Source organism: Bradyrhizobium sp. th-b2 (assembly GCF_000426785.1).
Taxonomy (GTDB): Bacteria; Pseudomonadota; Alphaproteobacteria; order Rhizobiales; family Xanthobacteraceae; genus Bradyrhizobium; species Bradyrhizobium septentrionale.
Genome location: NZ_AUGA01000003.1, coordinates 326,866 through 353,746, shown reverse-complemented (window position 1 = coordinate 353,746; position 26,881 = coordinate 326,866). Strand labels below are relative to the sequence as shown.

Annotated in this window: 25 protein-coding genes and 1 pseudogene; 11 read left to right on the top strand and 15 right to left on the bottom strand. The window is 64.1% G+C overall.

Going from position 1 to position 26,881, the window contains the following annotated elements:
- Positions 1-14: 14 nt before the first annotated feature.
- The 3 genes from K359_RS0106880 to K359_RS0106870 form a co-directional block, all read right to left on the bottom strand.
- Complete coding sequence (locus K359_RS0106880) at positions 15-1,097, bottom strand: enoyl-CoA hydratase/isomerase family protein (RefSeq protein ID WP_029078681.1); 1,083 nt, start codon at positions 1,095-1,097, stop codon at positions 15-17.
- Positions 1,094-2,239 carry an isobutyryl-CoA dehydrogenase gene (locus K359_RS0106875; RefSeq protein WP_029078680.1) on the bottom strand — a complete coding sequence of 382 codons (1,146 nt, stop codon included), beginning with the start codon at positions 2,237-2,239 and terminating at the stop codon, positions 1,094-1,096. Before K359_RS0106875 ends, K359_RS0106880 begins: the two co-directional genes overlap by 4 nt.
- Before the next feature lie 121 nt (positions 2,240-2,360).
- Positions 2,361-3,857 (bottom strand): CoA-acylating methylmalonate-semialdehyde dehydrogenase, encoded by a 1,497-nt coding sequence (locus tag K359_RS0106870; protein ID WP_029078679.1) that lies wholly within the window; start codon positions 3,855-3,857, stop codon positions 2,361-2,363.
- 120 nt (positions 3,858-3,977) lie between these two features.
- Here K359_RS0106870 and K359_RS0106865 point away from each other — a divergent pair, with 120 nt between their 5' ends.
- Entirely contained in the window at positions 3,978-4,910 is a 933-nt protein-coding gene (locus K359_RS0106865) for a LysR family transcriptional regulator (protein WP_029078678.1), read from the top strand.
- Positions 4,911-4,913: 3 nt separating this feature from the next.
- Here K359_RS0106865 and K359_RS0106860 read toward each other — a convergent pair whose 3' ends face one another.
- Positions 4,914-6,071: an acyl-CoA dehydrogenase family protein gene (locus K359_RS0106860; RefSeq protein WP_165123238.1), complete on the bottom strand. Its 1,158-nt coding sequence runs from the start codon at positions 6,069-6,071 to the stop codon at positions 4,914-4,916.
- A gap of 101 nt (positions 6,072-6,172) precedes the next feature.
- Between K359_RS0106860 and K359_RS0106855 the strand changes: the two genes are divergently transcribed.
- Positions 6,173-7,099, top strand: coding sequence for a LysR substrate-binding domain-containing protein (locus K359_RS0106855; RefSeq protein WP_029078676.1), 927 nt, complete (start codon positions 6,173-6,175; stop codon positions 7,097-7,099).
- A 92-nt stretch (positions 7,100-7,191) separates the two neighbouring features.
- Here the strand turns inward: K359_RS0106855 and K359_RS0106850 are convergent, their stop codons facing one another.
- Complete coding sequence (locus tag K359_RS0106850; RefSeq protein WP_035976240.1) at positions 7,192-7,431, bottom strand: DUF1127 domain-containing protein; 240 nt, start codon at positions 7,429-7,431, stop codon at positions 7,192-7,194.
- Between the two features lie 171 nt (positions 7,432-7,602).
- Between K359_RS0106850 and K359_RS51325 the strand changes: the two are divergent.
- Positions 7,603-9,175 (top strand): annotated as a pseudogene (locus tag K359_RS51325) (winged helix-turn-helix domain-containing tetratricopeptide repeat protein).
- A gap of 239 nt (positions 9,176-9,414) precedes the next feature.
- Here K359_RS51325 and K359_RS0106835 read toward each other — a convergent pair.
- Together K359_RS0106835 and K359_RS51320 are read right to left on the bottom strand one after the other, a co-directional pair.
- A complete protein-coding gene (locus K359_RS0106835; RefSeq protein ID WP_029078673.1) occupies positions 9,415-10,026 on the bottom strand; it encodes a TetR/AcrR family transcriptional regulator in 612 nt (203 codons plus the stop codon).
- A 60-nt stretch (positions 10,027-10,086) separates the two neighbouring features.
- A complete protein-coding gene (locus K359_RS51320; RefSeq protein ID WP_035976239.1) occupies positions 10,087-10,662 on the bottom strand; it encodes a PaaI family thioesterase in 576 nt (191 codons plus the stop codon).
- 134 nt (positions 10,663-10,796) lie between these two features.
- Here K359_RS51320 and K359_RS0106825 point away from each other — a divergent pair, with 134 nt between their 5' ends.
- On the top strand, positions 10,797-11,567 hold the full coding sequence (locus tag K359_RS0106825; protein ID WP_029078672.1) for an enoyl-CoA hydratase: 771 nt from the start codon (positions 10,797-10,799) through the stop codon (positions 11,565-11,567).
- 293 nt (positions 11,568-11,860) lie between these two features.
- Complete coding sequence (locus K359_RS0106820; protein ID WP_029078671.1) at positions 11,861-14,140, top strand: FdhF/YdeP family oxidoreductase; 2,280 nt, start codon at positions 11,861-11,863, stop codon at positions 14,138-14,140.
- A gap of 97 nt (positions 14,141-14,237) precedes the next feature.
- On the opposite strand, the gene K359_RS0106815 is transcribed toward K359_RS0106820, so the two are convergent.
- Entirely contained in the window at positions 14,238-15,497 is a 1,260-nt protein-coding gene (locus tag K359_RS0106815; RefSeq protein ID WP_029078670.1) for an MFS transporter, read from the bottom strand.
- A gap of 363 nt (positions 15,498-15,860) precedes the next feature.
- Between K359_RS0106815 and K359_RS63165 the strand changes: the two genes are divergently transcribed.
- On the top strand, positions 15,861-16,007 hold the full coding sequence (locus K359_RS63165; protein WP_165123234.1) for a hypothetical protein: 147 nt from the start codon (positions 15,861-15,863) through the stop codon (positions 16,005-16,007).
- A 289-nt stretch (positions 16,008-16,296) separates the two neighbouring features.
- Here K359_RS63165 and K359_RS0106805 read toward each other — a convergent pair whose 3' ends face one another.
- Positions 16,297-16,941, bottom strand: a complete 645-nt coding sequence (locus K359_RS0106805; protein WP_029078669.1) for a response regulator transcription factor — start codon at positions 16,939-16,941, stop codon at positions 16,297-16,299.
- 71 nt (positions 16,942-17,012) lie between these two features.
- Here K359_RS0106805 and K359_RS0106800 point away from each other — a divergent pair, with 71 nt between their 5' ends.
- Positions 17,013-18,341 (top strand): ATP-binding protein, encoded by a 1,329-nt coding sequence (locus tag K359_RS0106800; RefSeq protein WP_035976233.1) that lies wholly within the window; start codon positions 17,013-17,015, stop codon positions 18,339-18,341.
- Between the two features lie 8 nt (positions 18,342-18,349).
- Here the strand turns inward: K359_RS0106800 and K359_RS0106795 are convergent, their stop codons facing one another.
- Together K359_RS0106795 and K359_RS0106785 are read right to left on the bottom strand one after the other, a co-directional pair.
- The gene (locus K359_RS0106795; protein ID WP_029078667.1) at positions 18,350-18,691 is read right to left on the bottom strand and encodes a nuclear transport factor 2 family protein; all 342 of its coding nucleotides are present in this window, start codon (positions 18,689-18,691) and stop codon (positions 18,350-18,352) included.
- A 218-nt stretch (positions 18,692-18,909) separates the two neighbouring features.
- Positions 18,910-19,554, bottom strand: coding sequence for a hypothetical protein (locus K359_RS0106785; RefSeq protein ID WP_035976230.1), 645 nt, complete (start codon positions 19,552-19,554; stop codon positions 18,910-18,912).
- A gap of 194 nt (positions 19,555-19,748) precedes the next feature.
- Between K359_RS0106785 and K359_RS63160 the strand changes: the two genes are divergently transcribed.
- The 3 genes from K359_RS63160 (at position 19,749) to K359_RS0106770 (ending at position 20,986) form a co-directional block, all read left to right on the top strand.
- Positions 19,749-19,916, top strand: coding sequence for a hypothetical protein (locus tag K359_RS63160; protein ID WP_165123232.1), 168 nt, complete (start codon positions 19,749-19,751; stop codon positions 19,914-19,916).
- Between the two features lie 156 nt (positions 19,917-20,072).
- Positions 20,073-20,585, top strand: coding sequence for a ParB N-terminal domain-containing protein (locus tag K359_RS0106775; RefSeq protein WP_029078665.1), 513 nt, complete (start codon positions 20,073-20,075; stop codon positions 20,583-20,585).
- A 194-nt stretch (positions 20,586-20,779) separates the two neighbouring features.
- The gene (locus K359_RS0106770) at positions 20,780-20,986 is read left to right on the top strand and encodes a hypothetical protein (protein WP_029078664.1); all 207 of its coding nucleotides are present in this window, start codon (positions 20,780-20,782) and stop codon (positions 20,984-20,986) included.
- A gap of 100 nt (positions 20,987-21,086) precedes the next feature.
- Here the strand turns inward: K359_RS0106770 and thrS are convergent, their stop codons facing one another.
- The 3 genes from thrS to K359_RS51310 form a co-directional block, all read right to left on the bottom strand.
- On the bottom strand, positions 21,087-22,298 hold the full coding sequence (thrS, locus tag K359_RS51315) for a threonine--tRNA ligase (protein ID WP_051346027.1): 1,212 nt from the start codon (positions 22,296-22,298) through the stop codon (positions 21,087-21,089).
- A gap of 273 nt (positions 22,299-22,571) precedes the next feature.
- A complete protein-coding gene (locus tag K359_RS0106760) occupies positions 22,572-23,042 on the bottom strand; it encodes a VOC family protein (RefSeq protein WP_245284529.1) in 471 nt (156 codons plus the stop codon).
- A 583-nt stretch (positions 23,043-23,625) separates the two neighbouring features.
- Positions 23,626-24,975, bottom strand: a complete 1,350-nt coding sequence (locus tag K359_RS51310) for an adenylate/guanylate cyclase domain-containing protein (protein WP_198031117.1) — start codon at positions 24,973-24,975, stop codon at positions 23,626-23,628.
- A gap of 384 nt (positions 24,976-25,359) precedes the next feature.
- Here K359_RS51310 and K359_RS0106750 point away from each other — a divergent pair, with 384 nt between their 5' ends.
- Positions 25,360-26,097, top strand: a complete 738-nt coding sequence (locus tag K359_RS0106750; RefSeq protein WP_245284528.1) for a hypothetical protein — start codon at positions 25,360-25,362, stop codon at positions 26,095-26,097.
- Between the two features lie 71 nt (positions 26,098-26,168).
- Here K359_RS0106750 and K359_RS51305 read toward each other — a convergent pair whose 3' ends face one another.
- Positions 26,169-26,774 (bottom strand): CarD family transcriptional regulator, encoded by a 606-nt coding sequence (locus K359_RS51305; protein WP_029078661.1) that lies wholly within the window; start codon positions 26,772-26,774, stop codon positions 26,169-26,171.
- Between the last annotated feature and the right edge of the window lie 107 nt (positions 26,775-26,881).

Genomic DNA, 26,881 nt, shown 5'->3' with positions numbered 1-26,881 from the left:
CGCTTGCGGCGTTTCTATTTGCTGTCAGGGAATTTCAGTTCGTCGGCACCGATCTCGGTGAAATACGGTGCCACCATCTCCGGCGTCACGTCCTCGATATTCGCCGGCGACCATTTCGGATTGCGGTCCTTGTCGATCACGGCGGCGCGCACGCCCTCGCGGAAATCGTCGCTGGCGAACACTTCCAGCGCCGCGCGATATTCGCGCACCAGGCACTCCTCCAGCGTCGCGGTCGCGCGCGCCAGCCGCAGCAGCTTCAGCGTCACCACCATGCCGCGCGGCGACTTCTCAGCCAGCGTCTTCAAGGTTGCCTGCGCCAGATCGGAGCCATCGGCTTTCAGCGCGACAATGATGTCTTCCATCCGTCCGCGCGCGAACCAGCTGTCGATCGTGGCCTGCATCGCGGCAACAGGGCCGGATGTCTCGCCGGTGGCGAAGCCTGCGATCAGGCGATCGATCTCGACCGAGCTGGTGCCTGGCGCAATTTTGGTCAGCGCCTCGCGCAGCGCCGGCAGCTTGGCGCTCGACACCACCGCGTCGGCGAACTTCGCGTAGATCGCGTCCGGACCATTCATGGTGGTGCCGGTGAGACCAAAATAGGTGCCGACCTCGCCCGGCGAGCGCGACAGCAGATAGGTGCCGCCGACATCGGGGAAGAAGCCGAGCCCGACCTCAGGCATCGCGAGCTTGGTTCGCTCCGTCACCACGCGGTGGCGGCTGTGCGCCGACAGCCCGACGCCGCCGCCCATCACGATGCCGTCCATGAAGGCGATGTATGGCTTCGGGAATTTCTTGATCCGCGCGTTGAGGATGTACTCGTCGCGCCACAGGATCTTGCCGAGGTCACCCTTGACCTTGGAGCTTTCCCAGAGCGCGCGGATGTCGCCGCCGGCGCACAGGCCGCGCTCGCCGGCGCCTTCCAGCACGATGACCGCGACATCAGGATCGGCTTCGAACAGGTCGAGCGCCTTGTCGATGTCGTGGAACATCTCAAGCGTCACGGCATTGATTGCCTTCGGCCGGTTGAGGCGGATGATGCCGGCCGATCCCTCCTTGCGCGCGATCAGATCGCCCTCGGCAGCTGCCGCATCATTCATCGCGCGCCCTCGATCAGTTTGCGCGACACGATCAGCCGCATAATTTCATTGGTGCCTTCGAGGATCTGGTGCACGCGCAGATCGCGCACGATCTTCTCGACGCCGTATTCGCTGAGATAGCCGTAGCCGCCATGCAGCTGCAGTGCCTGGTTGGCGACCTCGAAGCCGACATCGGTGCCGAACCGTTTTGCCATTGCACAGAGCATCGAGGCATCCGGGTCCTTGCGGTCGAGCGCGGCCGCGGCGCGCCACAGGAAGGTGCGTGCGGCCTCGAGCTCAGTCGCCATGTCGGCGATCTTGAATTGCAGCGCCTGGAATTCGTCGAGGCGTTTGCCGAACGCCTTGCGGTCCCTCATGTAGGCCAGCGCCTTGTCGAGTGCTGACTGCGCGCCGCCGAGCGAGCACGCCGCGATGTTGAGACGGCCGCCATCGAGGCCGGCCATCGCGATCTTGAAGCCGATGCCCTCCTCGCCGAGCCGGTTTGCGACCGGCACGCGCGCGTTCTCGAAGATCACGGCGCGGGTCGGCTGCGCGTTCCAGCCCATCTTGCGCTCGTTGGCGCCGAACGACACGCCCGGCGTCTTGCCGTCGACGACAACAGTCGAGACGCCGCCGGGACCATCGCCGCCGGTCCGTACCATCGCCACCAGCAGGTCGGTGCTGCCGGCGCCGGAGATGAACTGCTTCTGGCCGTTGAGCACGTAATGATCGCCGTCGCGCACCGCGCGGGTGCGCAAGGCGGCGGCGTCGGAGCCGGCGCCCGGCTCGGTCAGGCAGTAGCTCGCGATCAGCTCCATGGTGCAGAGTTTTGGCAGCCATGTGTGACGCTGGGTGTCGTTGCCATAGGCATCGATCATCCAGGAGACCATGTTGTGGATCGAGATGAAGGCCGACGTGGTCGGACATCCCGTCGCCAGCGCTTCGAAGATCAGCGCCGCGTCGAAGCGCGTCATCGCCGAGCCGCCGACATCGTCCTTGATATAGATGCCGCCGATGCCGAGGCCTGCGGCCTCGCGCATCACGTCGACAGGAAAATGCTTCTTCTCGTCCCATTCGAGCGCGTGCGGCGCGATCTTCTCCGCCGCAAACGCCCGCGCCATGTCGCGAACCGCGATCTGGTCCTCGTTGAGAGCGAACTGCATCTCGCCGCCTACCCTTGTTACCCCATCGTCATTGCGAGCGAAGCGAAGCAATCCACGTCTCCGCACCGGGAAAGAATGGATTGCTTCGTCGCTGCGCTCCTCGCAATGACGCTTGAGGAAATCACTTCATCGTCGGGATCGAGAACTCCGCACCGTCCTTGACGCCGGACGGCCAACGCGAGGTCACGGTCTTGGTCTTGGTGTAGAAGCGCACCGAATCCGGACCGTGCTGGTTGAGATCGCCGAAGCCGGACTTCTTCCAGCCGCCGAAGGTGTAATAGGCGATCGGCACGGGGATCGGCACGTTGACGCCGACCATGCCGACATTGACCTTGGCCGCGAAGTCGCGCGCGGTGTCGCCGTCGCGGGTGAAGATCGCAACGCCGTTGCCGTAGTCGTGCTCCGACGGCAGCGCCAGCGCCTCCTGGTAGTCGTGCGCGCGCACCACCGAGAGCACAGGGCCAAAGATCTCTTCCTTGTAGATCCGCATGTCCTTGGTGACGTTGTCGAACAGCGAACCGCCGAGATAGAAGCCCTTCTCGTAGCCCTGCATCTTGAAGCCGCGGCCGTCGACCGCAAGCGTGGCGCCTTCCTTGATGCCGATGTCGATGTAGTTCTTGACCTTCTCGACCGCCTCGCGGGTCACCAGCGGACCGTAATCGGCCGACGGGTCGACCGAGGTGCCGATCTTGAGCGACTCGACGCGCGGGATCAGCTTTTCCATCAGACGGTCGGCGGTGGTCTTGCCGACCGGGACGGCAACCGACACCGCCATGCAGCGCTCGCCGGCCGAGCCGTAGCCGGCGCCGATCAGCGCATCGACGGTCTGGTCCATGTCGGCGTCAGGCATGATGATGGCGTGGTTCTTGGCACCACCGAAGCACTGGCAGCGCTTGCCGGTCTGCGCGGCGCGCTCGTAGATGTACTGCGCGATCGGGGTCGAGCCGACGAAGCCAACCGCCTTGATGTCGGGATCGTCGAGGATGCCGTCGACCGCTTCCTTGTCGCCGTTGACGACGTTGAGGATGCCGGCCGGCAGGCCCGCCTCCATCATCAGTTCAGCCAGTTTCATCGGCACGCCGGGATCGCGCTCCGACGGCTTCAGGATGAAGGCATTGCCGCAGGCGATCGCCGGCGCAAACTTCCACATCGGGATCATCGCCGGGAAGTTGAACGGCGTGATGCCGGCGACGACGCCGAGCGGCTGCCGCATCGAGTAGATGTCGATGCCGGGGCCGGCGCCTTCGGTGTACTCGCCCTTCATCAGATGCGGGATGCCGCAGGCGAACTCGGCCACTTCGAGACCGCGCTGGATGTCACCCTTGGCATCGGGAACGGTCTTGCCATGCTCGCGCGCCAGCAGTTCGGCGAGCTTGTCGTAGTCGCGCTGCACCAGCTCGACGAACTTCATCATCACGCGGGCGCGGCGCTGCGGATTGGTCGCGGCCCATTCCGGCTGGGCGGCGCGGGCGTTCTCGACCGCGGCACGAACTTCGGCCTTGGAGGCCAGCGCCACCTTGGCCTGGACTTCGCCGGTCATCGGCTCGAAGACGTCGGCCGTGCGGCCCGATGTGCCCTTGACCTCCTTGCCACCGATGAAATGTCCGATCGCGCGCATGAATATCCTCCCTTGGAGACCTGAATCGCCGCTGCCGGCGGCGAGATCGCTTTACAAACCCTAATGACCCTGCATTTTATAGGATTCAAGTCCGATAAATTGCACCATAGATGTGCGGAAATGCAGGATCAAGGCGGCGACGCGATCGACTGGGACGACTTCCGTTTCGTGCTGGCCATCGTGCGCGGCGGGTCGGTTTCGGCTGCCGCTAAGCAGCTCGGTGTCGATCATGCCACAGTGATCCGCCGTGTCGACCGGCTGGAGCGCCACCTCTCCGCAAAACTGTTTGATCGCCGCAAGACCGGCTACCTGCTGACCGAGGCCGGCCAGCGGGTCGCCGACAGCGCCGAGGCGATGGAATCGACCATCGTCGCCAACCAGGAGGCGGTCGGCGGCTCGCGCGCGCACCTCACCGGCACGGTGCGGATCGGCGCGCCCGACGGTTTCGGCAGCCACTTCCTGGCCTCGCGGCTGGTCAAGTTCACCGAGCGGTATCCCGATCTCGATCTGCAGCTCGTCGCCACCGCGCGGCTGTTCTCGCTCTCCAAGCGCGAGGCCGACATCGCGATCAGCCTGACCATGCCGAAGGAAGGCCGCATCGTCGGCCGCAAACTCCTAGACTACACGCTCGGGCTTTATGCCGCACCCGGCTATCTCGCGCAGGCGCCAAGGATCGCCGCGCGCGCCGACCTGCCGCAGCATCGCTTCGTCGGCTACATCGAGGAGCTCTTGTTCACGCCGGAGCTGGACTATCTGCCGCAGGTCTCGCCAAAAATCTCGGCAAAATTCCGCAGCGCCAATTTGATCGCACAGCTCAATGCCACCATCGCCGGCTTCGGCATCGCCGTGCTGCCGCATTTCATGGCGACCGCACACCCCGAGTTGGTGCCGGTGCTGCCGGACGAAGTGCGGATCTCCCGCACCTTCTGGCTCCTGATGCACGCCGACAGCAAGGACCTCGCCCGCATCCGCGCGGTGGCGGATTACATCTACGAGACGGTGGAAACCGAGCGCATGCTGTTCAGCGGGCCTTCCCGACGCGCCGACGCCTGATGGTCAGACGCGCGTGGTGCCGGGTTCGAGCCCCAGCGCAAGCCGCCCGACGATGGTGTAGTTGTTCGGACTTACCGCCACATGCTTGGCCGCCGCCTGGGCGTCGCGAACCGCACGCTCCAGCTTTCCGGACTCGAAGATGGCCGCGGTGCCGGCGTTGGCCGCGATGCTATCGACAATCTGCAGCGCGCATTCGGTTGCATTGCTGCAGGCCGCTCGAAACGCGGCGCGCGCCTGCAAGAGACGATCCCCGCCGATATCGGTCGCCGTCATGAGCTCCGCCATGGCATCGACCAGCAAGGCACGCGCGGCGTGCAGCGCCGTTTCCGCGCGCCCCACCATCGCCTGAACGAGCTCGCTCTCGCGCAGCAGCATGGTGCTGCCCAAGCGCGTCTTGCGGCCGGCAAGCGCAATAAATGCGACGATCGCCCCCCGCGCGATCCCGAGTGGAACGGCCGAGATGGTCGATGCAAACGCCGACAGGCCGGGCAAGCGGTAGATCAATCCCGGTTGCGTCGGCTTGAAGTCGACCAACGGATGCGAGTGGTCGGCGGAGACAAAGACGTCGCGGACTTCAAAATCGCAGCTGCCGGTGGCGCGCAGACCAGAAACGAACCAGTTGTCGTGAACGGTGACATCGCGCTTCGCGAAATAGCAGCACAACGGCGGCTCGCTCTCACCGTCGGCGGACTTGACGCTGGCCAGCCCCATGAACCTGGTGGCGTGATGGGCGCCGCTGCCGAACGGCCACCGCCCGCTGACGCGATAGCCTCCAGCCACGCGTTCCGCCACGCCGACGGCTCCGGTCGCGCTGGCAATGAACGTGTGAGGGTCGGCGAACCAGTCGCGAACCACCGCTTCCGGCAGATAGCCACCGGTCCGGCTCATTCCAGCGCCGTTGCCAACTAGCCAGCCGACCGAACCGTCAAGCGCGCAAGCGGCTTCGACGACGTTCATGAAATCGAACGGCGACAATTCGGGACCGCCCAGTACCTTCGGCAGATAGAGGCGGAATAGCCCGGCCTCGGCGAGCGCGATGAACACTGCATCGGGGATCCTGCGCTCCGTATCGAAGCTTCCTCGATGCTCGTCGATGAGAGGCACGAGCCGTTGCACGGCCGCCAGATAATCCGACACACCGGTGTGAGCCGTCATCAGCATGGACACCTCCATCACGCGCGACAGGCAGTCTAGAAAGCAGGAACTGCCACGGCAACCGAAGAATTCAGGTGCAGGTGAACTGAATTCATCTACAATGCCGCATGCGCAAATTGCCGCCGCTGACCGAACTGCGCGCGTTCGAGGCCGCCGCCCGCCACCTCAGTTTCAAGCTGGCTGCGGCCGAGTTGGGCGTCACGCCAACCGCAATCAGCCACCAGCTGAAATTGCTGGAGCGTCACTGCGGCCAGTCGCTGTTCCGCCGCCGGCCGCGGCCGCTGGCGCTCACGCGCGCCGGACAACAGCTGTTCCCCGTAGTTCGCGACGGCTTCGAAACCTTCGCTGAGGCGCTGAGCGCGATACGAAGCGGCGGCACAAGCGGACGGCTCCGCCTGACCGCGACCAACGCATTCACCGCACGGTGGCTAGTGCCGCGATTGCCCGACTGGCGGGACGCCTATCCACGCCTGAAGCTCGACATCATCGGCACTGACACGGTGCTCGATCTCGATAGCGGAGAGGCCGACATTGCCGTTCGCTACGCACGCAAGGCGCCGCCGGGCGGCCCCTCCGTCGAGCTGCTTCGCGACGAATTCTATGTCGTCGCCAGTCCCCGGCTGGTCGGCGACCTCAAGCGACCGTTGAGCCCAGCGGAGCTGGCGCGCTTCCCCCTGATCGAAGCCGAATGGCCACCGGCCGACCTTGACGCGCCGCGCTGGCAGCACTGGCAACGCATCGCCAGTCGGCGCCATCGCTCCACGCCCGATTTCGCGGCGCTGCCAAGCCTGAGCTTTCGCGAGGAGCTGCATGCGATCGAGGCCACGATCGCCGGCCAGGGCGTGGCTATCTGCAGCACCGTCCTGATCGGTCCCGAGCTGGCAAACGGCACACTGGTGCCGGTCTCCCGGATCAAGCTGCCGGGTTACGGATTCTACATCGTGCACCGCGCAGGACACCCGAAGACGGACTTGATCACGGCGTTCATCAACTGGGCACGGGCCGCCGGAAAGCCCGCCAGCGGCAGAGCATAGGCGGGAAGCGTAACCGACCGTTCAGGGCGGGCATCTGCGCCAGGAGACGCATGGTCGTGTCCAATTCCGACCGCTGCCGGATATCGACGTCGTCAGGCGGATCGGATGCCTCGCGGGTCGGTGTCCCGGTTCGCGGCGACGTGGTCGATCTCGCCACGGGAAATCCCGATATCGATGAGCTCCCGATCGCTCAAACTGCCGAGATCGGCGCGCAGCCGCTCCCATTTGCGCCATTCCTGAACTGCATCCCAAAAATTCCTGAAGGCGCCGGGGCCGCGCGGCGTCGACGCGGGCGTCCGGGCTGAACGCGTTGGACTGTAGGTCGTGCTCATTGCAGCACCTCCGGGATACGTTCTCTCCACCCGCACAAGGTGCCGCGGCATGAACGCGCGCGCTTCACAGGCGGCTTACATTTTCCTCACCGGCGGCTTATTCTTGGCGCTCCAGGCGGTGCCAAGGCGCCTCATGACGATCATCGGAGGCACACCCAAGGGATTCGCGGCTTGCGCTATCTCTTCGAGGAGTACGCACTCGACACTGACCGGCGCGAGCTGCATCGCGGGGCGGACATGGTCTCCGTCACGCCACAGGTATTCGACCTGCTCGACTTTCTGATCCGCAACAGGGAGCGCGTCGTCAGCAAGGACGACGTCATCGACGCCATCTGGAACGGGCGCAGCGTGTCCGATGCGGCGCTGACCACCCGCCTCAACGTCGCGCGCAGCGCCATCGGTGATTCCGGCGAACAGCAGCGCCTGATCAAGACACTGCCACGCAAAGGTTTTCGGTTCGTCGGTGCGGTCCGGGAAGATCGGGGGCCTGCAAGCGCGGAAACAGCCGGCGCTGAGCTGGAACTGGCGAAGCCAACCGTCGCGCTCCCCGACAAACCTTCGATTGCCGTGCTGCCCTTCCAGAACCTGAGCGCCGACCCGGAGCAGGAGTATTTTCGCCGATGGCGTCGTGGAAGATATCACGATGGCACTGTCGCGGTTTCGTTGGCTGCTCGTGATCGCGCGCAATTCCAGCTTCACCTACAAGGGCCGGCCCGTGGACATCAAGCAGGTCGGCCGCGAACTCGCGGTGCGCTATGTCCTCGAAGGTAGCGTGCGCAAGGCCGGAAATCGCATTCGTATCGCCGGTCAGCTGATCGATGCTGAAACCGGCGCGCATCTCTGGGCTGACCGTTTTGATGGTGCGCTCGAAGATTTCTTCGATTTGCAGGACCAGGTGACCTCTACCGTCGTGGGTGCCATCGCGCCCATGCTGCAGCGCGAGGAAATCAGGCGAGCCAGGCGCAAGCCGACCGAGAACCTGGATGCATACGACTACTACCTGCGTGGGTTGGCGAGCGTTCGTCGCTGGACCAGGGAAGCGAACAGCGAAGCACTCCAGCTCTTTTGCAAGGCGATCGAGCTCGACCCCGGTCTGGCGTGCGCCTATGGCATGGCCGGGTGGTGCTACATCCAGCGCAAAGCGCGTCGCTGGATGATCGATCGTGAGCAGGAAAGTGCCGAAGCGACGCGGCTAGGCTGGAAAGCAGTGCATCTGGGAGTAGATGACCCGGCAGCGATGTGCATGGGTGCATATGTCCTCGCCTTCATCGCCCATGAGTTCGATGATGCGATTGCTTTCGTGGATCGCGGACTGGCGATCAATCCGAACCTGGCGCAAGCCTGGAATCTTGGTGCGTGGGTGAGGATTTTTCGAGGTGAGCCCGACCTCGTACTTGACTACACCGCGCGCGCCATGCGCCTGAGCCCGCTCGATCCGTCGATGTACAGCATCAACGCAGCCGTGGCGTATGCTCATTTTCTCTCCGGCCGTCATGAAATGGCGTTGTCATGGGCCGAGAAAGCATTGCGCGACAATCCGGATTTCCTGCTGACAATCTGCATGAGCGCGGCCTGCAATGCGCTCACCGGACGCCTTGAGTCGGCACAGAAGGGCATCGCGCGTGCACGCGAGCGCAATCCCGATCTGCGCATCTCCAATCTGGAAGATCTGGCACCATTTCGCCGGGCGGAGGATGCGGCCCTTTTTGCCAAGGGTCTTCGCGAAGCAGGGCTTCCGGACTGATCGTGAGTCCGCGGCCTCGCCCGCATCCACGCTGTGGCCGACTGCATCTACGAGACACTAGAAGCTGAGCGCGCACTGTTTGGCGGAATGTATCTCTCCGTCGTCCCGGCGAACGCCGGGACCCATAACCACCGGATCGTGTTGTTGACGGGAGCGTGGCCCCAGCGGAACTCTACAGCTGACATCAGTGGTTATGGGTCCCGGGTCAAGCCCGGGACGACGGCGGGGAGAGACCCCGCCTAATTCACCCTCTTCTTCGCCGGCGCCTTAACCGCGGCCGCCCGTCCCATCACCGCCTCGCGGCCGGCGGCCAATATCTCGTCGGACATTTCGCCGCTGCCCGAGATCCGCGACATGACGATGGTGCCCATCATGGTCGCGAGAACGGCCATGGCCTGCTTGCGCGCGGCCTTGCGCGGTATGTCGGGGATCTGGTCGGCGATCATGTCGATCATCTGGTCGAGCTTGAGGGCAAAGGCCTTGCGGGTCTTCGGGCTCTCGCGGGCGATCTCGGCGCCGAGCGCCGGGATCGCGCAGCCCTGGCCGGGATCGTCGCGGTGCGCCGCCGACAGATAGCCGTCGATGATGGTCGACAGCCGCTTCTCCGGCGGTATATCCGCCGCGACCTTGCGCCAGCGCTCGATGGCCCGGTCCATCGCATAGCTGAAGGCCTCGATCACCAGCGCCTCGCGCGAATCGAAATGCGCATAGAAGCCGCCATGGGTCAGCCCGGCGTCCTTCATCAGGTCGGCGACGCCGATGCCGTGGGCGCCCCGCTCGCGCAGCCGCGTTGCGGCCTTCTTCACGATCCGCGCGTGGGTCTCCTGCTTGTGCTCTTTCGAATAGCGCATGCCGCTCTCATGGAATGTTTCTAATCATATAATAGCAGATTTGCGCCCGCGTTGCTGCATTTATTTCGTCTCATTCGGTGTCTGGTCCCGACTGTTGCCCAGAGTCTTGGGTTCCCCGCCGAGCATGGAGAATGTCGCGGTCGCGTGCACCGCTAGACTACCCTTGCCGTCGCGGACGAAACCTTCGGTGTAGCTGGTCTGGCGGCCGAGCTTGATCACCCTGCCCTCGGCCGAGATGGTCCCGGAACGCACCGAGAGCGGGCGCAGATAAGTCAGCTTGAGGTCTAATGTCACCGAGGTCTGCCCGGCCGGCAGCACCGTCGAGATCGCACAGCCCATCGCGGTGTCGAGCAGCGCCGCGGCGGTCGCGCCGTGCAGCAGGCCGATGGTGTTCTCCAGGCTCTCATGCGGCTCGAGTTCCATCACGATCCGCTCGGGCTCGACCACGGCCATGCGGAAGCCGATCAGTTTCGCCATCGGCGGCGGCGGCAACCGGCCGTCACGGATCGCGCGCATCGCCTCGATGCCGGACATCGGCATTGCCGCCTTTGCGACCGGCCCGGGCGCCTGCCACTCCACCACGCGGTTGCGCAGCAGATCGGACGAATGAAGGTCGGTGGTCTCGGCGGCGGTCATGACGGCTCCACTTGTATGATGAATATAATTCTATAGACGCGCGCCCTGCGGCGCAACCGCCAGTCCGGTCCCTTGACAGGGACGCGCTTTGTCCGGGACATGGCGCGATCAATTCCTGCGCCGGGACTTTTTCCATGGACATGCTCAATCCCCACTGCGGCATCGACCGCGACTCCAGAGGCGTCGTCCGCCTCACGATCTGCAACGCCGGCAAGCTGAACATCGTCAGCTCGGCCGTGACCAACGGCGTGCGCGAAGGTTTTGAGCACCTCGCCGCCGACCGCGATATCCGCGCGGTGATCCTGACGGGCGAAAGCGAGCGGAGCATGATCGGCGGCGCCGACATCAAGGAGATGGCGACGCTCGACCAGACGTCTGCGGAGGCGTTCATCAGCCGCCTGCGTGACCTCTGCGAGGCCGTGCGCAAATTCCCGGCGCCTGTCATCGCCCGCCTGCCCGGCTGGTGCCTCGGCGGCGGGCTCGAGGTCGCGGCCGCCTGCGACGTCCGCATTGCGGCGCATGACGCGATGTTCGGCATGCCCGAGGTGCGCGTCGGCATCCCCTCGGTGATCCACGCCGCGCTATTGCCGCGCCTGATCGGCTGGGGCCGCGCCCGCTGGCTGATGATGACCGCGGAGAACATCGATGCCCAAACCGCACTGGCCTGGGGCCTGGTCGACACCGTGGCAAAACCCGGCGGCCTCGACGACGCCGTCGAGCACACCGTCAAGGCGCTGCTGGAATGCGGTCCCGAAGCCCTGCGCATCCAGAAGGATTTGCTGCGTCAGTGGGAAGAGCTGCCGCTGACCGAGTCGGTGAACCTCAGCGTCGGCGTGTTCGGCAAATCCTTCCAGACCGGCGAGCCGCAGCGCCTGCTGCAGGGATTTTTGGATCGGAAGCGGTAAGCGTAGATACCTTGTAGCCCGGATGAAGCGAAGCGTAATCCGGGGCACGTTGTCCGCCGACCGAAATGCCCCGGATTACGCTTCGCTCCATCCGGGCTAGAAGACCAACCTGACAGACTGTTGACCGCAGACGCCAGCCTATTAGGCTAAGCTCCATCGCGAGCCAGCCGCATCGGATCGAGCATGTCGATAGAAACGCGCTGGTCGCGCGGATCGCCGCGCTTGCGGCCAACAAGACAATCACTTTCGGGACAAACGCACGGGGTCACCACTCTAGAGCTGCAGGAGGACATATGGTCCGAAAGCGCGACGTTCCCGGTATCCGCCCCTATGATGCTCCGGCCGGTGGCTGGGGCGCCCTCAAGGCCACCGCAACAGCGGTTCGCGATCAGATGGATCTGGTCGAGGCGCCGATCACGCTGCTGCGGACGAACAAGCCTGATGGCTTCGATTGCCCGGGCTGCGCTTGGCCGGACAAGGAGCACACCTCCACCTTCCAGTTCTGCGAGAACGGCGCCAAGGCCGTGACCTGGGAGGCGACCAGCAAGCGCGTCACGCCGGAATTCTTTGCCGGTCACACCGTCACCGAGCTGCTGACCTGGAGCGACTTCCATCTGGAGAACGAGGGCCGCCTGACCGAGCCCCTCGCCTATGACGCCGCGAGTGACACCTACCAGCCGATCGCATGGGACGATGCCTTCGCGCGGATCGGCGCGAGCCTGCGCAGCCTGCCCGATCCCGACATGGCCGAGTTCTACACCTCCGGCCGCGCCTCGAACGAAGCCGCCTTCCTGTTCCAGATCTTCGCGCGCGAATACGGCAGCAACAATTTCCCCGACTGCTCCAACATGTGCCACGAGGCGACCAGCGTCGGCCTGCCGCAATCGATCGGCATCGGCAAAGGCACGGTGTCGCTGGACGATTTCGACCATTGCGAGCTGATCATCGCGATGGGCCACAACCCCGGCACCAACCATCCGCGCATGATGGGCACGCTGTGGGAGGTCTCGCGCCGCGGCGTGCCGATCATCGTGTTCAATCCCTTACGCGAACGTGCGCTGGAGCGCTTTGCCGATCCGCAGGACCCGATCGAGATGGCGACCTTCAGCTCGACGCGGATCGCGTCGACCTATTATCAGCCGAAGGTCGGCGCCGACGCCGCGGTGCTGAAAGGCGTCATGAAGGCGCTGATCGAGAAGGACGACGTTGCCAAGGACGTGCTCGATCATGCCTTCATCGCCGAGCACACCAACGGTTTTGCGGCGTTTGCGGCCGATCTGCGCGGCACGGCGTGGGACGCGATCGAGGCTGTCTCCGGTTTCACGCGCGCACAGCTCGGCGAGGTCGCCGCCGCGTACGCAAAATCCAACGCCACCATCGTCACCTACGGCATGGGCATCACCCAGCACAGCCACGGCACCGACAATGTCCAGCAGATCGCAAACCTGCTGCTGCTGAAGGGCAATTACGGCAAGCCGGGCGCCGGCATCTGCCCGCTCCGCGGCCACTCCAATGTGCAGGGCAACCGCACCGTCGGCATCACCGAGAAGCCCAACATCCCGATGTTCGAGGGCATCGAGCGCACCTTCGGCTTCAAGCCGCCGCGCCATCAGGGCCACGACGCGGTCGCGGCGATGGAGGCGATCGACGACGGGCGATCGAAAGTCCTGATCTGTCTCGGCGGCAATTTTGCCATTGCGCTGCCCGACCCCGAGCGTTGCACGGTCGCGATGCGCAAGCTCGAGCTTGCCGTGCATCTCGGCACCAAGCTCAACCGCTCGCATCTGCTGGTCGGCAAGCAGTCGATCATCCTGCCGGTGCTGGGGCGCACCGAGCGCGACATCCAGGCTTCGGGCCCGCAGGTCGTGACCGTCGAGGATTCGATGTCGATGGTGCACGCCTCGCGCGGCAAGCTGACCCCGGCCTCCGCGCATCTGCGCTCGGAATCGGCCATCGTCGCCGGCATCGCGATGGCGACCTTGCCGGCAAGCAAGGTGCCGTGGGCCGAGTTGATCGCCGATTACGACCGCATCCGCGACGCCATCGAGGGCGTCTTCCCCGACTTCAAGGATTACAACGCGCGCATCCGGATTCCCGGCGGCTTCCGCCTGCCGCTGCCGCCGACCGAGCGCAAATGGACGACGCCATCAGGCAAGGCCGAATTCCTGATCTTCGACGGCCTCGAGGAGGATCCGGTGCTGTCGGACAACGCGGTCCTCAAGCTCACGACGATTCGCAGCCACGATCAGTACAACACCACGATCTATGGGCTGAACGACCGCTATCGCGGCGTGTTCGGGCGGCGCGACGTGCTGTTCACCAACGCGGCTGATCTCGCCGAACTCGGGCTTGCGCATGGCGACCTCGTCGAGATCGAGACCGCGCTGCCCTCGGGCGCGCCACGCCGCCTCACCCTCACCGCGATCGCCTACGACATCGCCCGCGGCTCGGTCGCCGCCTATTACCCGGAAGCCAACGGCCTGGTGCCGCTCGACTACCAGGACAAGGAAAGCGGCACGCCTTCGTACAAGTCGGTGCCCGTGCATATCCGCCGCGCTGACAAGGCGGCGTAGCGCCGCTTCGCTGAATGTAGCCCGCATGAGCGAAGCGACATACGGGACCATTCGCCCCGGATATCGCTTCGCTCATCCGGGCTACGGAAGCTCGCCTTCACCTTGCATTCGCCGGCGCATGGGTCGGCCAGAGATCGGCGCGCCAGTGCAGCGCGATCGCCAGCATCGCGATGAAGCCGGCGGCAGCGAGCAGCGTGCCGGTCGCGGTGTAGCCGATCAGGTCGATCAGGCTGCCGGCGGCGAGCAGGCCAAGCGGCAGGCCGTAGATCACCATCATCCGCACGCCCATCACGCGGCCGCGCAAATGGGCGCTGGCATTGCGCATCAGCATCACCGCGGCGGAGATCATCGACATGCTCTGCGCGATGCCGGCCAGCACCAGGCAGGCCATCGCCACGGGCATGGTCCTGAGCTCGACGAACACCAAGAGCATTGCGTACCAGGCCAAGGTCGCGCCGATCAGGAGCCGCGCGATGCGCACGCCGCCGGCCATGCTGAGCGTAATCGAGCCGATCAGCGAGCCGACCGCAAAACTCGCCGAGAGATAGCCGAGCCCGGTCTGGTCGGTATGGAAGATGTCGCGCGCGACAAAGGGCAATAGGCCGTTGGTGAGCGGAAACGCGGTCAGGTTGGCGAGGAATGCAACGCACAGCGCGGCGCGCATGCCCGGGCCGCTCCAGGCATAGACGATGCCCTCCTTGAGGTCCCGCAGCAGTTTTGAACCCGGCAGATCGTCGGCCGCAAGATCAGCTACGCCGTGTGATTTCGGACGGCTCATGCACAGCATCAGGATCGCCGCGATGAAATAGAAGCCGGCGATCCCGACATAGACATAGCCGATGCCGAGCGCCGCGAACAATCCGGCCCCGGTCAGCGCGCCGGCGATCCGCGCCGAATCCTGCGTGGTGCGCGCCAGGCTGATGGCGCCGACCAGTTGCTCCGGCGGCATGATGTCGGCGAGCAGCGCACCGCGCACGCCGAGATCCGACGGGCGGATCACGCCCATGATCGCAACGATGATCATGACGTTCAAGGGCGCCAGGTGCCCCGTCAGGGCCAGCGTCATGATGGTGCCGGCGAGTACGGTATAGGCAAAGCGCATCACGGCGAGCAGATCGCGATGCCCCATGCGGTCGCCGATCATGCCGACGACAGGCGCGACCAGGGTGCCGACATATTGCAGCGAGGCGAGCACGGTCAGCAGCAGGACCGAGCCGGTCTCGACCATGATGTACCAGCCGAGCACCAGCGTCTCGACCTCGAACGCCCACGAGGTGAGCAGATCGGACGGCCATTGAAAGCGATAGCTGCGGATGCGAAATGGCGCGAGCGCGGAGGTCCGCGTGGCTCCGCTCAAGACGCGATGACGCGTTTCACGGCGTTCCTGCCCTTGTTCTTGGTTCTTGGTTGGCTCTTGAGTCTGGTCGTGATGAGCGTGGTCTTGATTGCAGTCGTTTGGGAAAACTTCCCTGTTCCGGAAGCGTAGCGCCAACGCCGCCCCTGTCAATCGCGGCCGCCGCATGCGGCCATGCCGGGCGCGGCCCTCTTCGCACCGCTCGCGTCAAGGCCTCGCGTCAAACCCGGTCCGAATCAGCCGCAGCCGATCCTGCGTTGCGGAAGCGCCGGCAACGGCGAAGCGAGTATTGCTGGTTTTTCCCGATCATAGGAACGAACCGATCGCTGCCAAGTTCTCCGCTCGAAGCAAACGCGGAGGAGCGAAATGGGCGCTGGCGATCAGGTCGCATGCATGTCGGTGGTGGCGTTGTTCTCGATCGCGCTGATCGTCACATCCAGCCTGTTCGTCGAGTCCCGGGCGGCAAGGAGCCCTGTAATGCCGGCCGTGCCGCAGGTCAGGGTTCCGCTCTAGCGCGCGGTCAAGTGCTCACGCTCTGTCAGAGCCTGTGGTCTCTGAAGCGTCTGAGGCAAAGCCGTCAATTGAGGTATCATCCCGCGCGGCGCGACCGCCGCGCCTGATCTCGTTCCTGCTCCACCACTGCACACAAAAATCAGCTCCGGCGCAGCCGGGGAGCCGCGCCGGAGTCTTATTGGGAAGTTGATTGTGTCTTAACGCACGGCATCAACCGGGACAGAGACAAACAGTTCCAGCCGGCTGCATATTTTTCCCGAAAAGCAGGATTGGGCGTCTTCCGCAAAGCTCAGTCCAGCTCCAGCTCGACCGCGATCCGCACCAGGTCGGAGTGGTTCTTGGCGCCGAGCTTCTGCTTGAGCAGCGAGGTGGTGTTGGCGACGGTCTTGTAGGAGATGCCGAGCGCGGAGGCGACATCGACGATCTTGTCGCCGCGGCCCAGCAGCCGCAGGATCTCCAGTTCCCGCGCCGACATCTGCGAGGCGGGGTTGGCCTTGATCGCGGCGCCGGCAAAGGCGATCGCCTCCGCGAGATGCGGCGAGATGAACCGCTCGCCGGCTGCGACCTTGCGCACCGCCTTCACGAACAGGCGCGGATCGTCGCTCTTCGAGAGATAGCCCTGCGCGCCCATCTCGACGGCCCGCACCACGAATGCGGGGTCGTCGTTCATGCTGAACATGATGATGCGGGCGTCCGGATCGTCCTTGCGGATCCTGCGCAGCAGCTCGAACCCGGAGACATCGGGCAGCTTGATGTCGATGACGGTGACGTCGGGCCGCTTCTGCATGAAGGCACGATGGCCGGCCTTGGCATCGGCGGCTTCGTCGATCTTGACCGTTTTGTCGGAGGCGAACAGGGAGCGGCAGCCCGAGACCACGACCGGATGGTCGTCGACGATCAATACCCTCGTGGCTGATTTGGCCGTTTCGTGCATGACTACCCCTCCGCCTTGATAGAAACTTCGCGCGGGAATGGAAAGAGAAGAATCGCCGAACGGAGCCCGATGTGCCAAAACTCTGGAACCGCCTCTCCCTTCGCGCCCGGCTGTTGCTGCCGATGGCGGCGATGGTGGTCGGGGCGCTGCTGCTCGGCGGCCTGGCCCTGCAGATCGCCTCGCCCGAGCAATTCGAGAACGAGAACGCGCAAGGGGCGCGCTCCGCCCGGTTCGTCGCCGACGCGCTAAATGCCGCGCTGGCGGCTGCGCGCAATCCGCAGCAGACCCTCGATGCGTTCGCGGCCGGGCTCGGGAGCCATGAGGCCATCGCATTCGTACCGCCCGGGTCCAGCCCGCAGCCCAATGCGGCCGCCCCCTATCGCGGCAACATTCCCGCCTGGTTCACCGCCCTGCTCCAGGTCCCCCAGCTCGGCTCGACCCATCCGGTCAGAATCGGGGCGGCTCACGTCGGGGACATCGTCTTCAGTCCGGATCTTTCGCCCGACATCGAGGAGAAATGGTTCGGCTTCCTGGCCATCGCCGCGTCCAGCTCGGCGCTGATGCTGCTCGCCGCGCTCAGCGTCTATTTCACGACAGGCACGGCGCTGCGCCCGCTGGCCGAGCTCGGCGCCGGCCTGACCCGGATGCGAAACGGCGAATACGACGCCGCCATTCCATTGGCCGGCCCGCCCGAGATCCGCAACAGCTGCGCGGAAGCCAACCAGCTCGCCGCGACGCTGAGGCGGTTCAGCCAGGACAATCGCGAGCTGCTGCGCAAGCTCGTTGCGGTGCAGGACGACGAGCGCCGCGAGCTCGCCCGCGAGCTGCATGACGAGATGGGCCCGCTGCTGTTCGCCATCCGCGCCAACGCCACGGCGCTGGCCGAGGCCGAGGGCCCTCCCGAGCCGGGCTCGCCGGCGCATGGCATCCTCAGCGCGGCCGAGGCCTTGCAGCTGGCCAACCGGCGCGTGCTTGAGGGGCTGAGCCCGCTCTACGTTACGGAGCTGGGACTAATGGCCAGCGTGCAGGCGTTGCTGCGCAATGCCAAATCCCAGGCTCCCGACCTCAGCCTGCAATCGCAGATCGATCAGCGTCTGAACGACCTCGACGGCCTGCTCTCGCAAACCGCTTACCGCGTCATCCAGGAGGGGGTGACCAACGTCCTCCGCCATGCGGAGGCGTGGACGATGAGCGTCGCGGCGGCGATCGAGGACGGCCAGATCCGGATCGAGATTTCGGACGACGGCATTGGCCTGCCGCGGAACCTGGTTTTCGGCCGCGGCCTGACCGGCATGCAGGAACGCGTGCGCGCGCTCGACGGCACGCTGGAGCTGGTCCGCGAGCAAGGTCTCACCGTCGTGCGATGCCTGTTGCCGCTCGACCATGCTGTCGTGCAATGAGGAAGGCATCACCGCGACGACGGGGCACAGCGCATGTGCGATATCCGCCCCTCGGCATCGAACCCGAACACGATCTGAACCCGCCTGCCCTCGAAGCTCAGATAGTCAAGCACGATCCCGTTCCCTCGCGGCGAAATCTCCTCGAGCCCGAACGCGCTCGACGCCACCGCGGACAGTTTCGGTCGCCAGTAATCCGCCAGCGCCGAACGGCCGCTGATCGAGCTCCCCTCGCAGGCGCATTCCAGCCGGGCATCATCGGCATAATGGTCGAGCAACGCCTCGAGATCGCGGCTCCGGCAGCAGTCGAGCCAGTCCACCACGACGGCCATCTCGTCAAACTGATTGGTCAAATGAACTCCACAAAAATCGATTGCGGAATAATGCCGGTCAGGTCGCGCCCGCCGAATGCAGCGCAAACGCCGCTCCGGCTCGTTCTGCAACGACGGCGCCGCTGGATGTTAACGCATCCGCGGATGCCGATACAGCGGATCGTGCTCCGGCGCCGCCGCACCGCCATGCCGCCATGGCATCAGCGGCGGGGTCTTCGATCTGCGGAAGCCGACGTCCTTCACGTCCGCGGCACGGCGCGCCGCAGCATGAAGTGCGTGGGAATGAAGGCGAGCAGCGGAAGGCCGATCATCAGGCCGGCGAGCCACACCAGCGGCGGCACGAAGCCTTGCGGCGCCCTGTCGCTGGTGCCGAAGACGTAGTTGATGTTGACCGGGGCCATGCCCGGGTCCGGCCGCGGTGGCGGCATCACGAAGTAGCAGAGCAGCAGCAGCGCCCATGCCAGCACGCTCCAGGCGATCAGCGCGCGCTGATCGTAACCGAGACGCCAGACCAGGAACAGCAGCAGGAACGGCAGCCAGCCGTGGAAGCCCGACAGGAAGCGCAGGAACAGCGAGACGTTCGAGTCGAACATGTAATCGGTCATTCCGGTCAGCGAAAAGCCGGCGACATGCGCGAGGAAGTCGATCACCCAGACGGTCTGCGGCACCAGCAGCCCGACGGCGCACATCGAAATCAGGAGCGCGCTTTCGGTCCAGACCCCGATCAAAGTGAGGATCAGGCAGACGTCGCAAAAATACAGGAAATTCGTCGGCCCGTAGGAATATGTGTACACCGGCACCAGGACGGCCATGAAGGCGCTGAAGCCGATCTTGACGGAGAGCGGAATGCGCGCGGGCGACTGTTCGACAGCGATGACGGACATTGCGATATGACTTTCCATTGCACAATCGGCGATGCCTAGCATCCGGTCGGTAAATGGACCCTCCATGCCGCAACCTTGAATTGATCGGCGTTCGGGAATTCGGTTAACGGGGACCCAGCGTCACAGGTACAGTTTTAGGTGCCGCCGTGCCGGCTTTGGGGTAGCATGCCCGCTTCAAAGCTGCGGAGGACCACATGAAAGCCTTCGAAGTTTTCGCGATCTATCTGACGCCCTTTGTGATCCTTGGGGTCGCAATCCGGCTCCTGATGAAGCGTTACGCCGTCGATCTGCCCGATCTGCACAATCAGGCAGGCGCCACACCGAAGCGGCGATTCCTGCTCGGCGCGTGGCGTTCGGACTGAGGCACGCCAGCCTTGTGGCATCGAATGCGGACGCGCTCCCGGGCCGCGACAGGTGCACCGCCCCATAGGATGAGAAATGCCTTAGAAATCCCTTGGCGGCATAGCGCTTCGTCCCTAAACCGTATTGTGGACGGACCCTGAGGAGGGAGTATGACTGTGCCCGACCCGGAAAGTCTTCCAATCGACCAGATTTACGTTCCCATCAAGAAGAGGAAAACGCTGAGGCCTGAGCTCGTTCAGGAAATCGCGGCGAGTATTCTGGAATTAGGACAACAGATTCCCATTCTCGTTCGGCCTGACGAAGGCCGGCTCGTTTTGCTCGAGGGATTGCATCGGCTCGAGGCCTGCAAGGCGCTTGGCGAGACGACGATTATCGGAGTCTTGGGTTCAGCAGAGACCGCTCACCACAAGGCGCTGCTGTCGGACACAGCTGAAACTGAGGCCGAGCGGGACAAGATGGCGCGATTGAAGAAGCTGCGCCTCGAAAAGGAAGCTGCGGTGAGATCGACCGCTTCCGCGGAGGCGATCACGGAAACTCAATCAACCGGGCTTCGGTCAGCGCGCTCCGGCGGAAGTATCAGACGAGGGGCGTCGGCCGATCCAGGATCAAAAACCAAGACCCTGTCGGAATGGCTCACACAACAGAAGCGCGATGGTGGTCGCTATTGATTGTCGGCTCGCACCCCTTCTGCCTTCCGCGTATGCCCAAAGGTGCACACAAGACCGCGTCTTCGAACGCTGTGTGCGTTCCGCTGCACCGCAAAATGGAACTTTAGGGCGAATCGGGAGTAGACTTCTTACCTCCGGCAAGCGACGCCCCTGAGAGCCCAAGTCGGGAGCAATGCCCCGGTAAGGAGGAAGAAATGCCTTACACCCATGAGTCGAGGAGACCCACCCAGGCTCAGCGCGAGGCCCAAAAGGCGTTCCGGGCAGCTGACGCCAAGACCGCGACATCGGAACACCAACGCGTCCAGAACGCATTTCATGCGAACCGTGAGCGACTGAAGGCGGAGCGTTTGGCGCGCGAGGCAGCGGCGAGCAGCGAAGCCGCGCCCAAGAAAAAGCGGTGAAAGCGTCTGGCAGCGCCGCCGATCGGCAGGTCCGCAGTGAGCCAGCGGGCGAAGCCCCCCTCATCCTGGCGCCTGCTCGCCTGGGACCTGCATCCGCGGGCTACAACGCTTCAGCCATCACGGCACCCGGCCGTGCCCTCGCCTGCAGGCGGGACACCGCCTCGGCCAGCGGCATGTCGGCCTGCGCGCCGTCGCGCTCGCGCAAGGTCACCCGGCCCTCCCTCATCTCGCGCCCGCCGACGATCGCCATCACAGGCACCGCCATGTCATGCGCCGCCACGATGCGTCGCGACAGCGTGTCGGCGCCGTCATAGCCAACAGCCCGGATCCCGGCATCCTCGAACGCTGCCTTGACGTCCGCGCCATACGCCGCCTGCTCTTGCGAGATCGGCGCCACCGCAACCTGGTCCGGCGACAGCCAGAACGGCAGCGCACCGCCGTGATGCTCGAGCAGGATCGCGATCATGCGGCCGAGCGATCCGAAGATGGCGTGATGGATCATCAGCGGCGTCGCACGGCTGCCGTCGGAGGCGATGTAGGACGCTTCGAGGCGCTCCGGCAGCACACTGTCGAGTTGCACCGTGCCGCACTGCCAGGATCGTCCGAGACGGTCGCGCAACGCGAATTCCAGCTTCGGTCCGTAGAACGCGCCTTCGCCCGGATTGATCTGCGGCGCGAGGCCGCAGCGCCGCGCGGCATCGCCGAGCTTCGCCTCCGACCAGTCCCAGCTCGCATCGTTGCCGGCGCGCAGCGCGGGCCGCGTCGCCAGCGCCACCTCGTAGTCGGGAAAGCCGAGCTCACGGTAGACCTCATCAAGCAGGGCGATGAAGCACGCGACTTCGCTCTCGACGTCCTGCTCGCGGCAGAACACATGCGCGTCGTCCTGCTCGAACGCGCACGTTCGCATGATGCCGTGCAGCGAACCGGACGGCTCGTTGCGATGGCAGGCGCCGAATTCGGCATAGCGGATCGGAAGCTCGCGCCACGAGCGCAGCCCCTTGTTGAAGATCTGCACATGGCACGGACACGACATCGGCTTCAGCGCCATCGCCGCCTCGCCGTCGTCGACGCGGAACATGTGCGCGCCGAACTTGTCCCAGTGACCGCTGCGGTCCCAGAGCTGCTTTGGCAGCAGCTGCGGCGTCCGGACCTCGGCATAACCGGCGCGGCGCATCTTGCGCCTGACATAGTCCTCCAGCACCCGGTAGAGCGCGGTGCCGCGCGGATGCCAGAACACCATGCCCGGCGCATCCTCCTGGAGGTGCCAGAGCTTGAGCTGTACGCCGAGATGTCTGTGGTCGAGATCGTCCATGGCTATGTTCCTTGTGATGGGAAACAGCGCGGACGGTGACCACCCAAACAGAAAAGGCCCCGTCCGTCGCCGGCGGGGCCTTTCTGGGTGAAGGACGCTTGTCTCTAGCGCGCGCAACCAGCAGGCGATCCGCCGTCAGCGGTCGCGGTGGTGGTCGAAGCGGCTGAGAAAAGCTTGTTCATGAGTTGTATATGGCGGCAAAACGCCCGGGCGTCAACGCCCGCTCGAGCCGCTCGGCGTCGCGCCGAGTAACGGCCCTTAATCGGAAGCGTCTCAGTCGTCCCGCTGCACCAACTCGATGGTGATGCCCTCGGGACCCTCGAAGAGCCGCAGCTTACGGCTGATGTAATCCATCTCGTCGCTCAGCATGGTCACGCCATTGGCCACGAGGTGTGCGGTGGCCGCCTCGATGTCGTCGACGCGGAACGCGAGGTGGTTGAAGCCTCGTCGTCGCAGATTCGTCGGGTGCGCACCCGGATCGGTCGCAGGCGGCGGGTCGAACGCGAGCAGCTGAATCTCGAAATGAGGATCCGCTCCCTCGAGTGCGAGGGTGATGTGCTGCGCCTTCATGCCCGGCATGCCCATGTACTGAGCGGGCACGCCACCGTCGATCGTCGCGACATGCGCCTTTCTGAAGCCAAGCAGCGCGAAGAACGCGATCGCCGGGCCGGCGTCGGCCACTGCGATGGTGACATGGTCAGGATTGAGTATCATCTCGTTACTCCCGTCATCAACGCCATGCACTCGGACGCGCGGGCTCCACCTCGGCAGGGTGACTTTCCGGCAAATTGGCCCCGCTCTTGCAACCCTACCAGCTCGCTCTGTCGCACCGTAGGCGGGTTGGCCGCGCCGAAGTCTGCTTTTGGGGCCAGGAGCGGAAGTACAGCAGTCGCCTGACGAACTTAACCCTCGGGTAGCCCTGCCAGACGCAGACCTTCGTCGAACAGGTCGCTGACCCATCTGTCTCGGAAAGGTCTGCGTAAACGTGTCGCCGCTATGGAATTGTGAGGTATCAATTCGAGTAGCCGATCCTTGGCAACAGCCGCTTCCTGCTGATTGCCAAGGTGACCTGCCGAAATGGCGACCGCATTCCAACTCCCGACCCATCGCGGCATCTCATATGTGGTGCGGCGGGCATACTCCAAGGCAATCGCGTATTCGCCTTTGAGAATATGGGCGAAGGCGAGGCCGCCGTAAGCCCATCCAAGTAAAGAATCGACCGGGCTCAATCGGATCGAACGCGAGAAATTATCGATGGCACGTTCAGTATCGGCTACCCAGGCCCGCAGCCAACCGCTCCGAATCAGAACGTTGAACGAATTGGGATTTAGATAGAGGGGCGGTCCATGGCAGCGAGAGGCATGTCGAACTCATGTGCCAGCCAAGCGAAGCCATGAGCCGCGAGTGCTATCGTGTTGGGTTCATCGCGGCTCGCGAGCAATGCCTCCTGAGCCAACTCACGTCCCCGCGCCACGTCCTCTGGCGATGCCCAGCCCTGGCTCAAGCGTAAGGTATGAATGTAGACCGCGAATGCCTTTGCCCAGGAATAGGTCGGGTCCAGAGCGATAGCCCGTTCAAGCAGCCGGAGCGCTTCGTCGAGGTCGGCGCGCAGTTGAGAATAGTGGATCGAGAGGGCCTTTAGATAGAAATCATAGGCATCGAGGCTGGACGTCGGCTTCATCTGCGCACGACTGATCTCGGCCTCGGTGATCGACGGCTCGATAGCGCCGACCACGCGCGTCGTCACATCGTCTTGTAGTTCGAACACGTTTTCCAGCGCAGCATCGATCTTGTCCGCCCAGAGATGAGCGCCGGTCGCAGCTTCAATGAGCTGGCCGGTAATGCGCACCCGCCCGCCCATCTTGCGAACGCTGCCTTCCAGTACATAGCGCACCCCGAGCTCGCGACCGACTTGCTTGATATCGACGGCCTTGCTCTTGTAGGTGAAACTGGAATTTCGCGCGATCACGAACAGTGACTTGAAGCGGGACAGCGCCGTGATGATGTCCTCCACAACGCCATCAGCGAAATACTCCTGCTCGGGGTCGCCGCTCATGTTGGCGAACGGCAGTACTGCGATGGAGGGTCTGTCAGGCAGCGGGAGAAGCTTGCCGGTCTCGGCAGGCGACTTGGTGTCTACTGCAGACGAAATGGCTGAACGCACGGCATAAAGCCGCACCCGCCGGTCAATGTTTTTTAGCGATCTTTCGCCGAGATCATCGAACGAATAAGCCGTCTTTCCCCGTACCTGCCGATAGGCATCCTCTGATAGGTATACGCCACCCGGCTCGCATTCGTTCTCGACCCGCGCGGCGACATTGACGCCATCGCCGAAGATGTCGTTGCTGTCGATGATAATGTCGCCAACGTTTATTCCGACCCGGAACTGGACACGCGCCACGGTCTCTTCGGCCGTTCGCTCCGCCATTTTTTCCTGAACCGCAACCGCGCAAGTTACGGCGTCGACCGCGCTGGCGAACTCGACGAGCATGCCGTCGCCGGTGGTCTTGACAATCCGGCCGTGATACTGGGCGATGGCTGGATCGACGACCTCGCGGCGGTGCGCCTTCAAAGCGGCCAGCGTGCCGACCTCATCAGCGCCCATCAGGCGCGAGTAGCCTGCGACATCAGCTGCAAGGATGGCAGCAAGTCTGCGTTCGACCCGCGTCTCGGCCACGTGGTGCGCTCCGACCCAGCGTAGTAGTGGGACAAGTCTATGCGTCGGAACCGGGGCGTGTCTATCGAGTTCGCGAAGTCGGCTGCGGGTCAACGGCCGACGTCGGCGTGCGCCGACGGCTTTGTCTGCTCCGAGCCCGCGCGGAAGTCTGCTTTGGGTCATTCGCGACCTCAGCCTGGGACACGCGCAGGTCCGCCAAGGGCCAAATCCAGGCTCAGGTGGTGCACCAAAAAGAGACGCTATTCGATCATGCGGCCGGTGCTTCCAAGACGGTTTGCTTGATCAATGTTCCTGCCAAGACGAGATCGGGCTTCGCGAAGTCCTCAGTGAACCGTCATCAACCGAGCGGGGACTAACCTTTCAGCGCGGCTGGTCTGACCGCAAGTGGGAAACGGCCGCGAAGCCGCCGCAGCCGAATGCCCTATATGGAACCTCCCGATGGCCGACACCCATACCCGCGACTCCTCGTGGACAACCGATTTGATCTGGCACTATCTCCACAACGTCACGACGGCGGCCAAGACGCCCGCCTATCGCAAGTTCTACAGCAACCAAGACCCCAGCGACGAATTGGACGACCGCCATCGCGTCTATGAAATGCTGGTGGACGAACCGCTGAACACCCTTCCCACCCTGGCGGCGACCGCCGACGAGTCGATGGAAAACTACAAGAAGAGCAAGCTGCCATGGAACCAGAACAATGGCGGCTTCCTCAAGGCAGTGAACAATCAATATTGGTGCGGTTCGATCATCAAGATCGTGTTCGTCCGCTATATGGGCTGGAAAATGGCCGAACCGACGTCGCGCGACCAAGTGAGCGCGGCCCGCGATCCCGGCAAAGCGGTGGATTGGACGATCAAGAATCTTGAAAACAAGGTGCCGGTGCGGGCCTCGCTCGGCGGCGCCCATTATGTCGGCATCGTCGGCCACCGCACTTCGGGAGCCGACGGCAAGATCACCGAGTTTCTATGCCTCGACCCATGGGCCTATGGCATCGACGGCGGCAATCGGAACATGAAATATGCCGGTTCGCCGACCGCCTTTCTCGGGATCAGCAAACGCGACGGCGCGATATGGACCTATAGCAACAAGGCCGTCGCCTTCGTCGAACGGCCATCCTAGAGCGCCAGCGGCGCCGGAACGTCAGCCTGGAGGCGGAAGCGGACGTTCCGACGATGTCCGAGCCGACCGCTCTATGCGCTCCGCCTGACCTCAGCGAGCATCAGGCTTTCAAGCTCCCTGACGGCTTCTGCTTCGGTTATGCCGCTGACGAGCGCGACTTCTCCGGACAGGCGATCGGCTGCCGCCGCGTAAAGCTGCCGTTCGCTGTAGCTCTGTTCGGGATTGACCGCGGGCCGATAGAGATCCCGCATGACTTCCGCGATGGCGACAATATTGCCCGAATTGATCTTGCCTTCGTATTCTTGAGCAAGCCGGGACCAATTCCCCCGCGCTTTGTGCGGCGCTTGACCCAGGATTCGTCGCATGTGCTGGATGGCAGCGGGATCGGAGGGCTTACGCATTCCAGCGCTTGCCGCTTTCCTCGTCGGAACGCGCAGCGTCATCTTGCTCTTCGCGAAATAGACGACAAAGAACTCGAGGCAAGCCCCTGCCACTGTCTGCTCCTCAATCGCTACAATTTGGCCGACGCCGTGCGCAGGGTACACGATCAAGTCCGTCGCCTTGAAACCAAAGCGCATCTCAGCGCTCTGGTTTTCAGTCGTTTCGTCGACGGGGTTCGCTGATGCTGAATGTGTGTGGTTCGAACAGTTGGATGTGGATCGATTATCAAAATTCATTTCGCGACAAGCTCCATGGCTTCTTGAATTGGCTCATGCCAATTCCAGCTCTGATCAATCACGCATTTGAAACAAACTGCCGGGCCGGAAATCATTCACGCTGCCCG

What these genes read in the sequence shown, in the direction of transcription:
- K359_RS0106880 (WP_029078681.1), bottom strand. Translation starts at nt 1,097, where the DNA reads ATGAATGATGCGGCAGCTGCCGAGGGCGATCTGATCGCGCGCAAGGAG.
- K359_RS0106875 (WP_029078680.1), bottom strand. Translation starts at nt 2,239, where the DNA reads ATGCAGTTCGCTCTCAACGAGGACCAGATCGCGGTTCGCGACATGGCG.
- K359_RS0106870 (WP_029078679.1), bottom strand. Translation starts at nt 3,857, where the DNA reads ATGCGCGCGATCGGACATTTCATCGGTGGCAAGGAGGTCAAGGGCACA.
- K359_RS0106865 (WP_029078678.1), top strand. Translation starts at nt 3,978, where the DNA reads ATGCAGGATCAAGGCGGCGACGCGATCGACTGGGACGACTTCCGTTTC.
- K359_RS0106860 (WP_165123238.1), bottom strand. Translation starts at nt 6,071, where the DNA reads ATGCTGATGACGGCTCACACCGGTGTGTCGGATTATCTGGCGGCCGTG.
- K359_RS0106855 (WP_029078676.1), top strand. Translation starts at nt 6,173, where the DNA reads ATGCGCAAATTGCCGCCGCTGACCGAACTGCGCGCGTTCGAGGCCGCC.
- K359_RS0106850 (WP_035976240.1), bottom strand. Translation starts at nt 7,431, where the DNA reads ATGAGCACGACCTACAGTCCAACGCGTTCAGCCCGGACGCCCGCGTCG.
- K359_RS0106835 (WP_029078673.1), bottom strand. Translation starts at nt 10,026, where the DNA reads ATGCGCTATTCGAAAGAGCACAAGCAGGAGACCCACGCGCGGATCGTG.
- K359_RS51320 (WP_035976239.1), bottom strand. Translation starts at nt 10,662, where the DNA reads ATGACCGCCGCCGAGACCACCGACCTTCATTCGTCCGATCTGCTGCGC.
- K359_RS0106825 (WP_029078672.1), top strand. Translation starts at nt 10,797, where the DNA reads ATGGACATGCTCAATCCCCACTGCGGCATCGACCGCGACTCCAGAGGC.
- K359_RS0106820 (WP_029078671.1), top strand. Translation starts at nt 11,861, where the DNA reads ATGGTCCGAAAGCGCGACGTTCCCGGTATCCGCCCCTATGATGCTCCG.
- K359_RS63165 (WP_165123234.1), top strand. Translation starts at nt 15,861, where the DNA reads ATGGGCGCTGGCGATCAGGTCGCATGCATGTCGGTGGTGGCGTTGTTC.
- K359_RS0106805 (WP_029078669.1), bottom strand. Translation starts at nt 16,941, where the DNA reads ATGCACGAAACGGCCAAATCAGCCACGAGGGTATTGATCGTCGACGAC.
- K359_RS0106785 (WP_035976230.1), bottom strand. Translation starts at nt 19,554, where the DNA reads ATGTCCGTCATCGCTGTCGAACAGTCGCCCGCGCGCATTCCGCTCTCC.
- K359_RS63160 (WP_165123232.1), top strand. Translation starts at nt 19,749, where the DNA reads ATGAAAGCCTTCGAAGTTTTCGCGATCTATCTGACGCCCTTTGTGATC.
- K359_RS0106770 (WP_029078664.1), top strand. Translation starts at nt 20,780, where the DNA reads ATGCCTTACACCCATGAGTCGAGGAGACCCACCCAGGCTCAGCGCGAG.
- thrS (WP_051346027.1), bottom strand. Translation starts at nt 22,298, where the DNA reads ATGGACGATCTCGACCACAGACATCTCGGCGTACAGCTCAAGCTCTGG.
- K359_RS51305 (WP_029078661.1), bottom strand. Translation starts at nt 26,774, where the DNA reads ATGAATTTTGATAATCGATCCACATCCAACTGTTCGAACCACACACAT.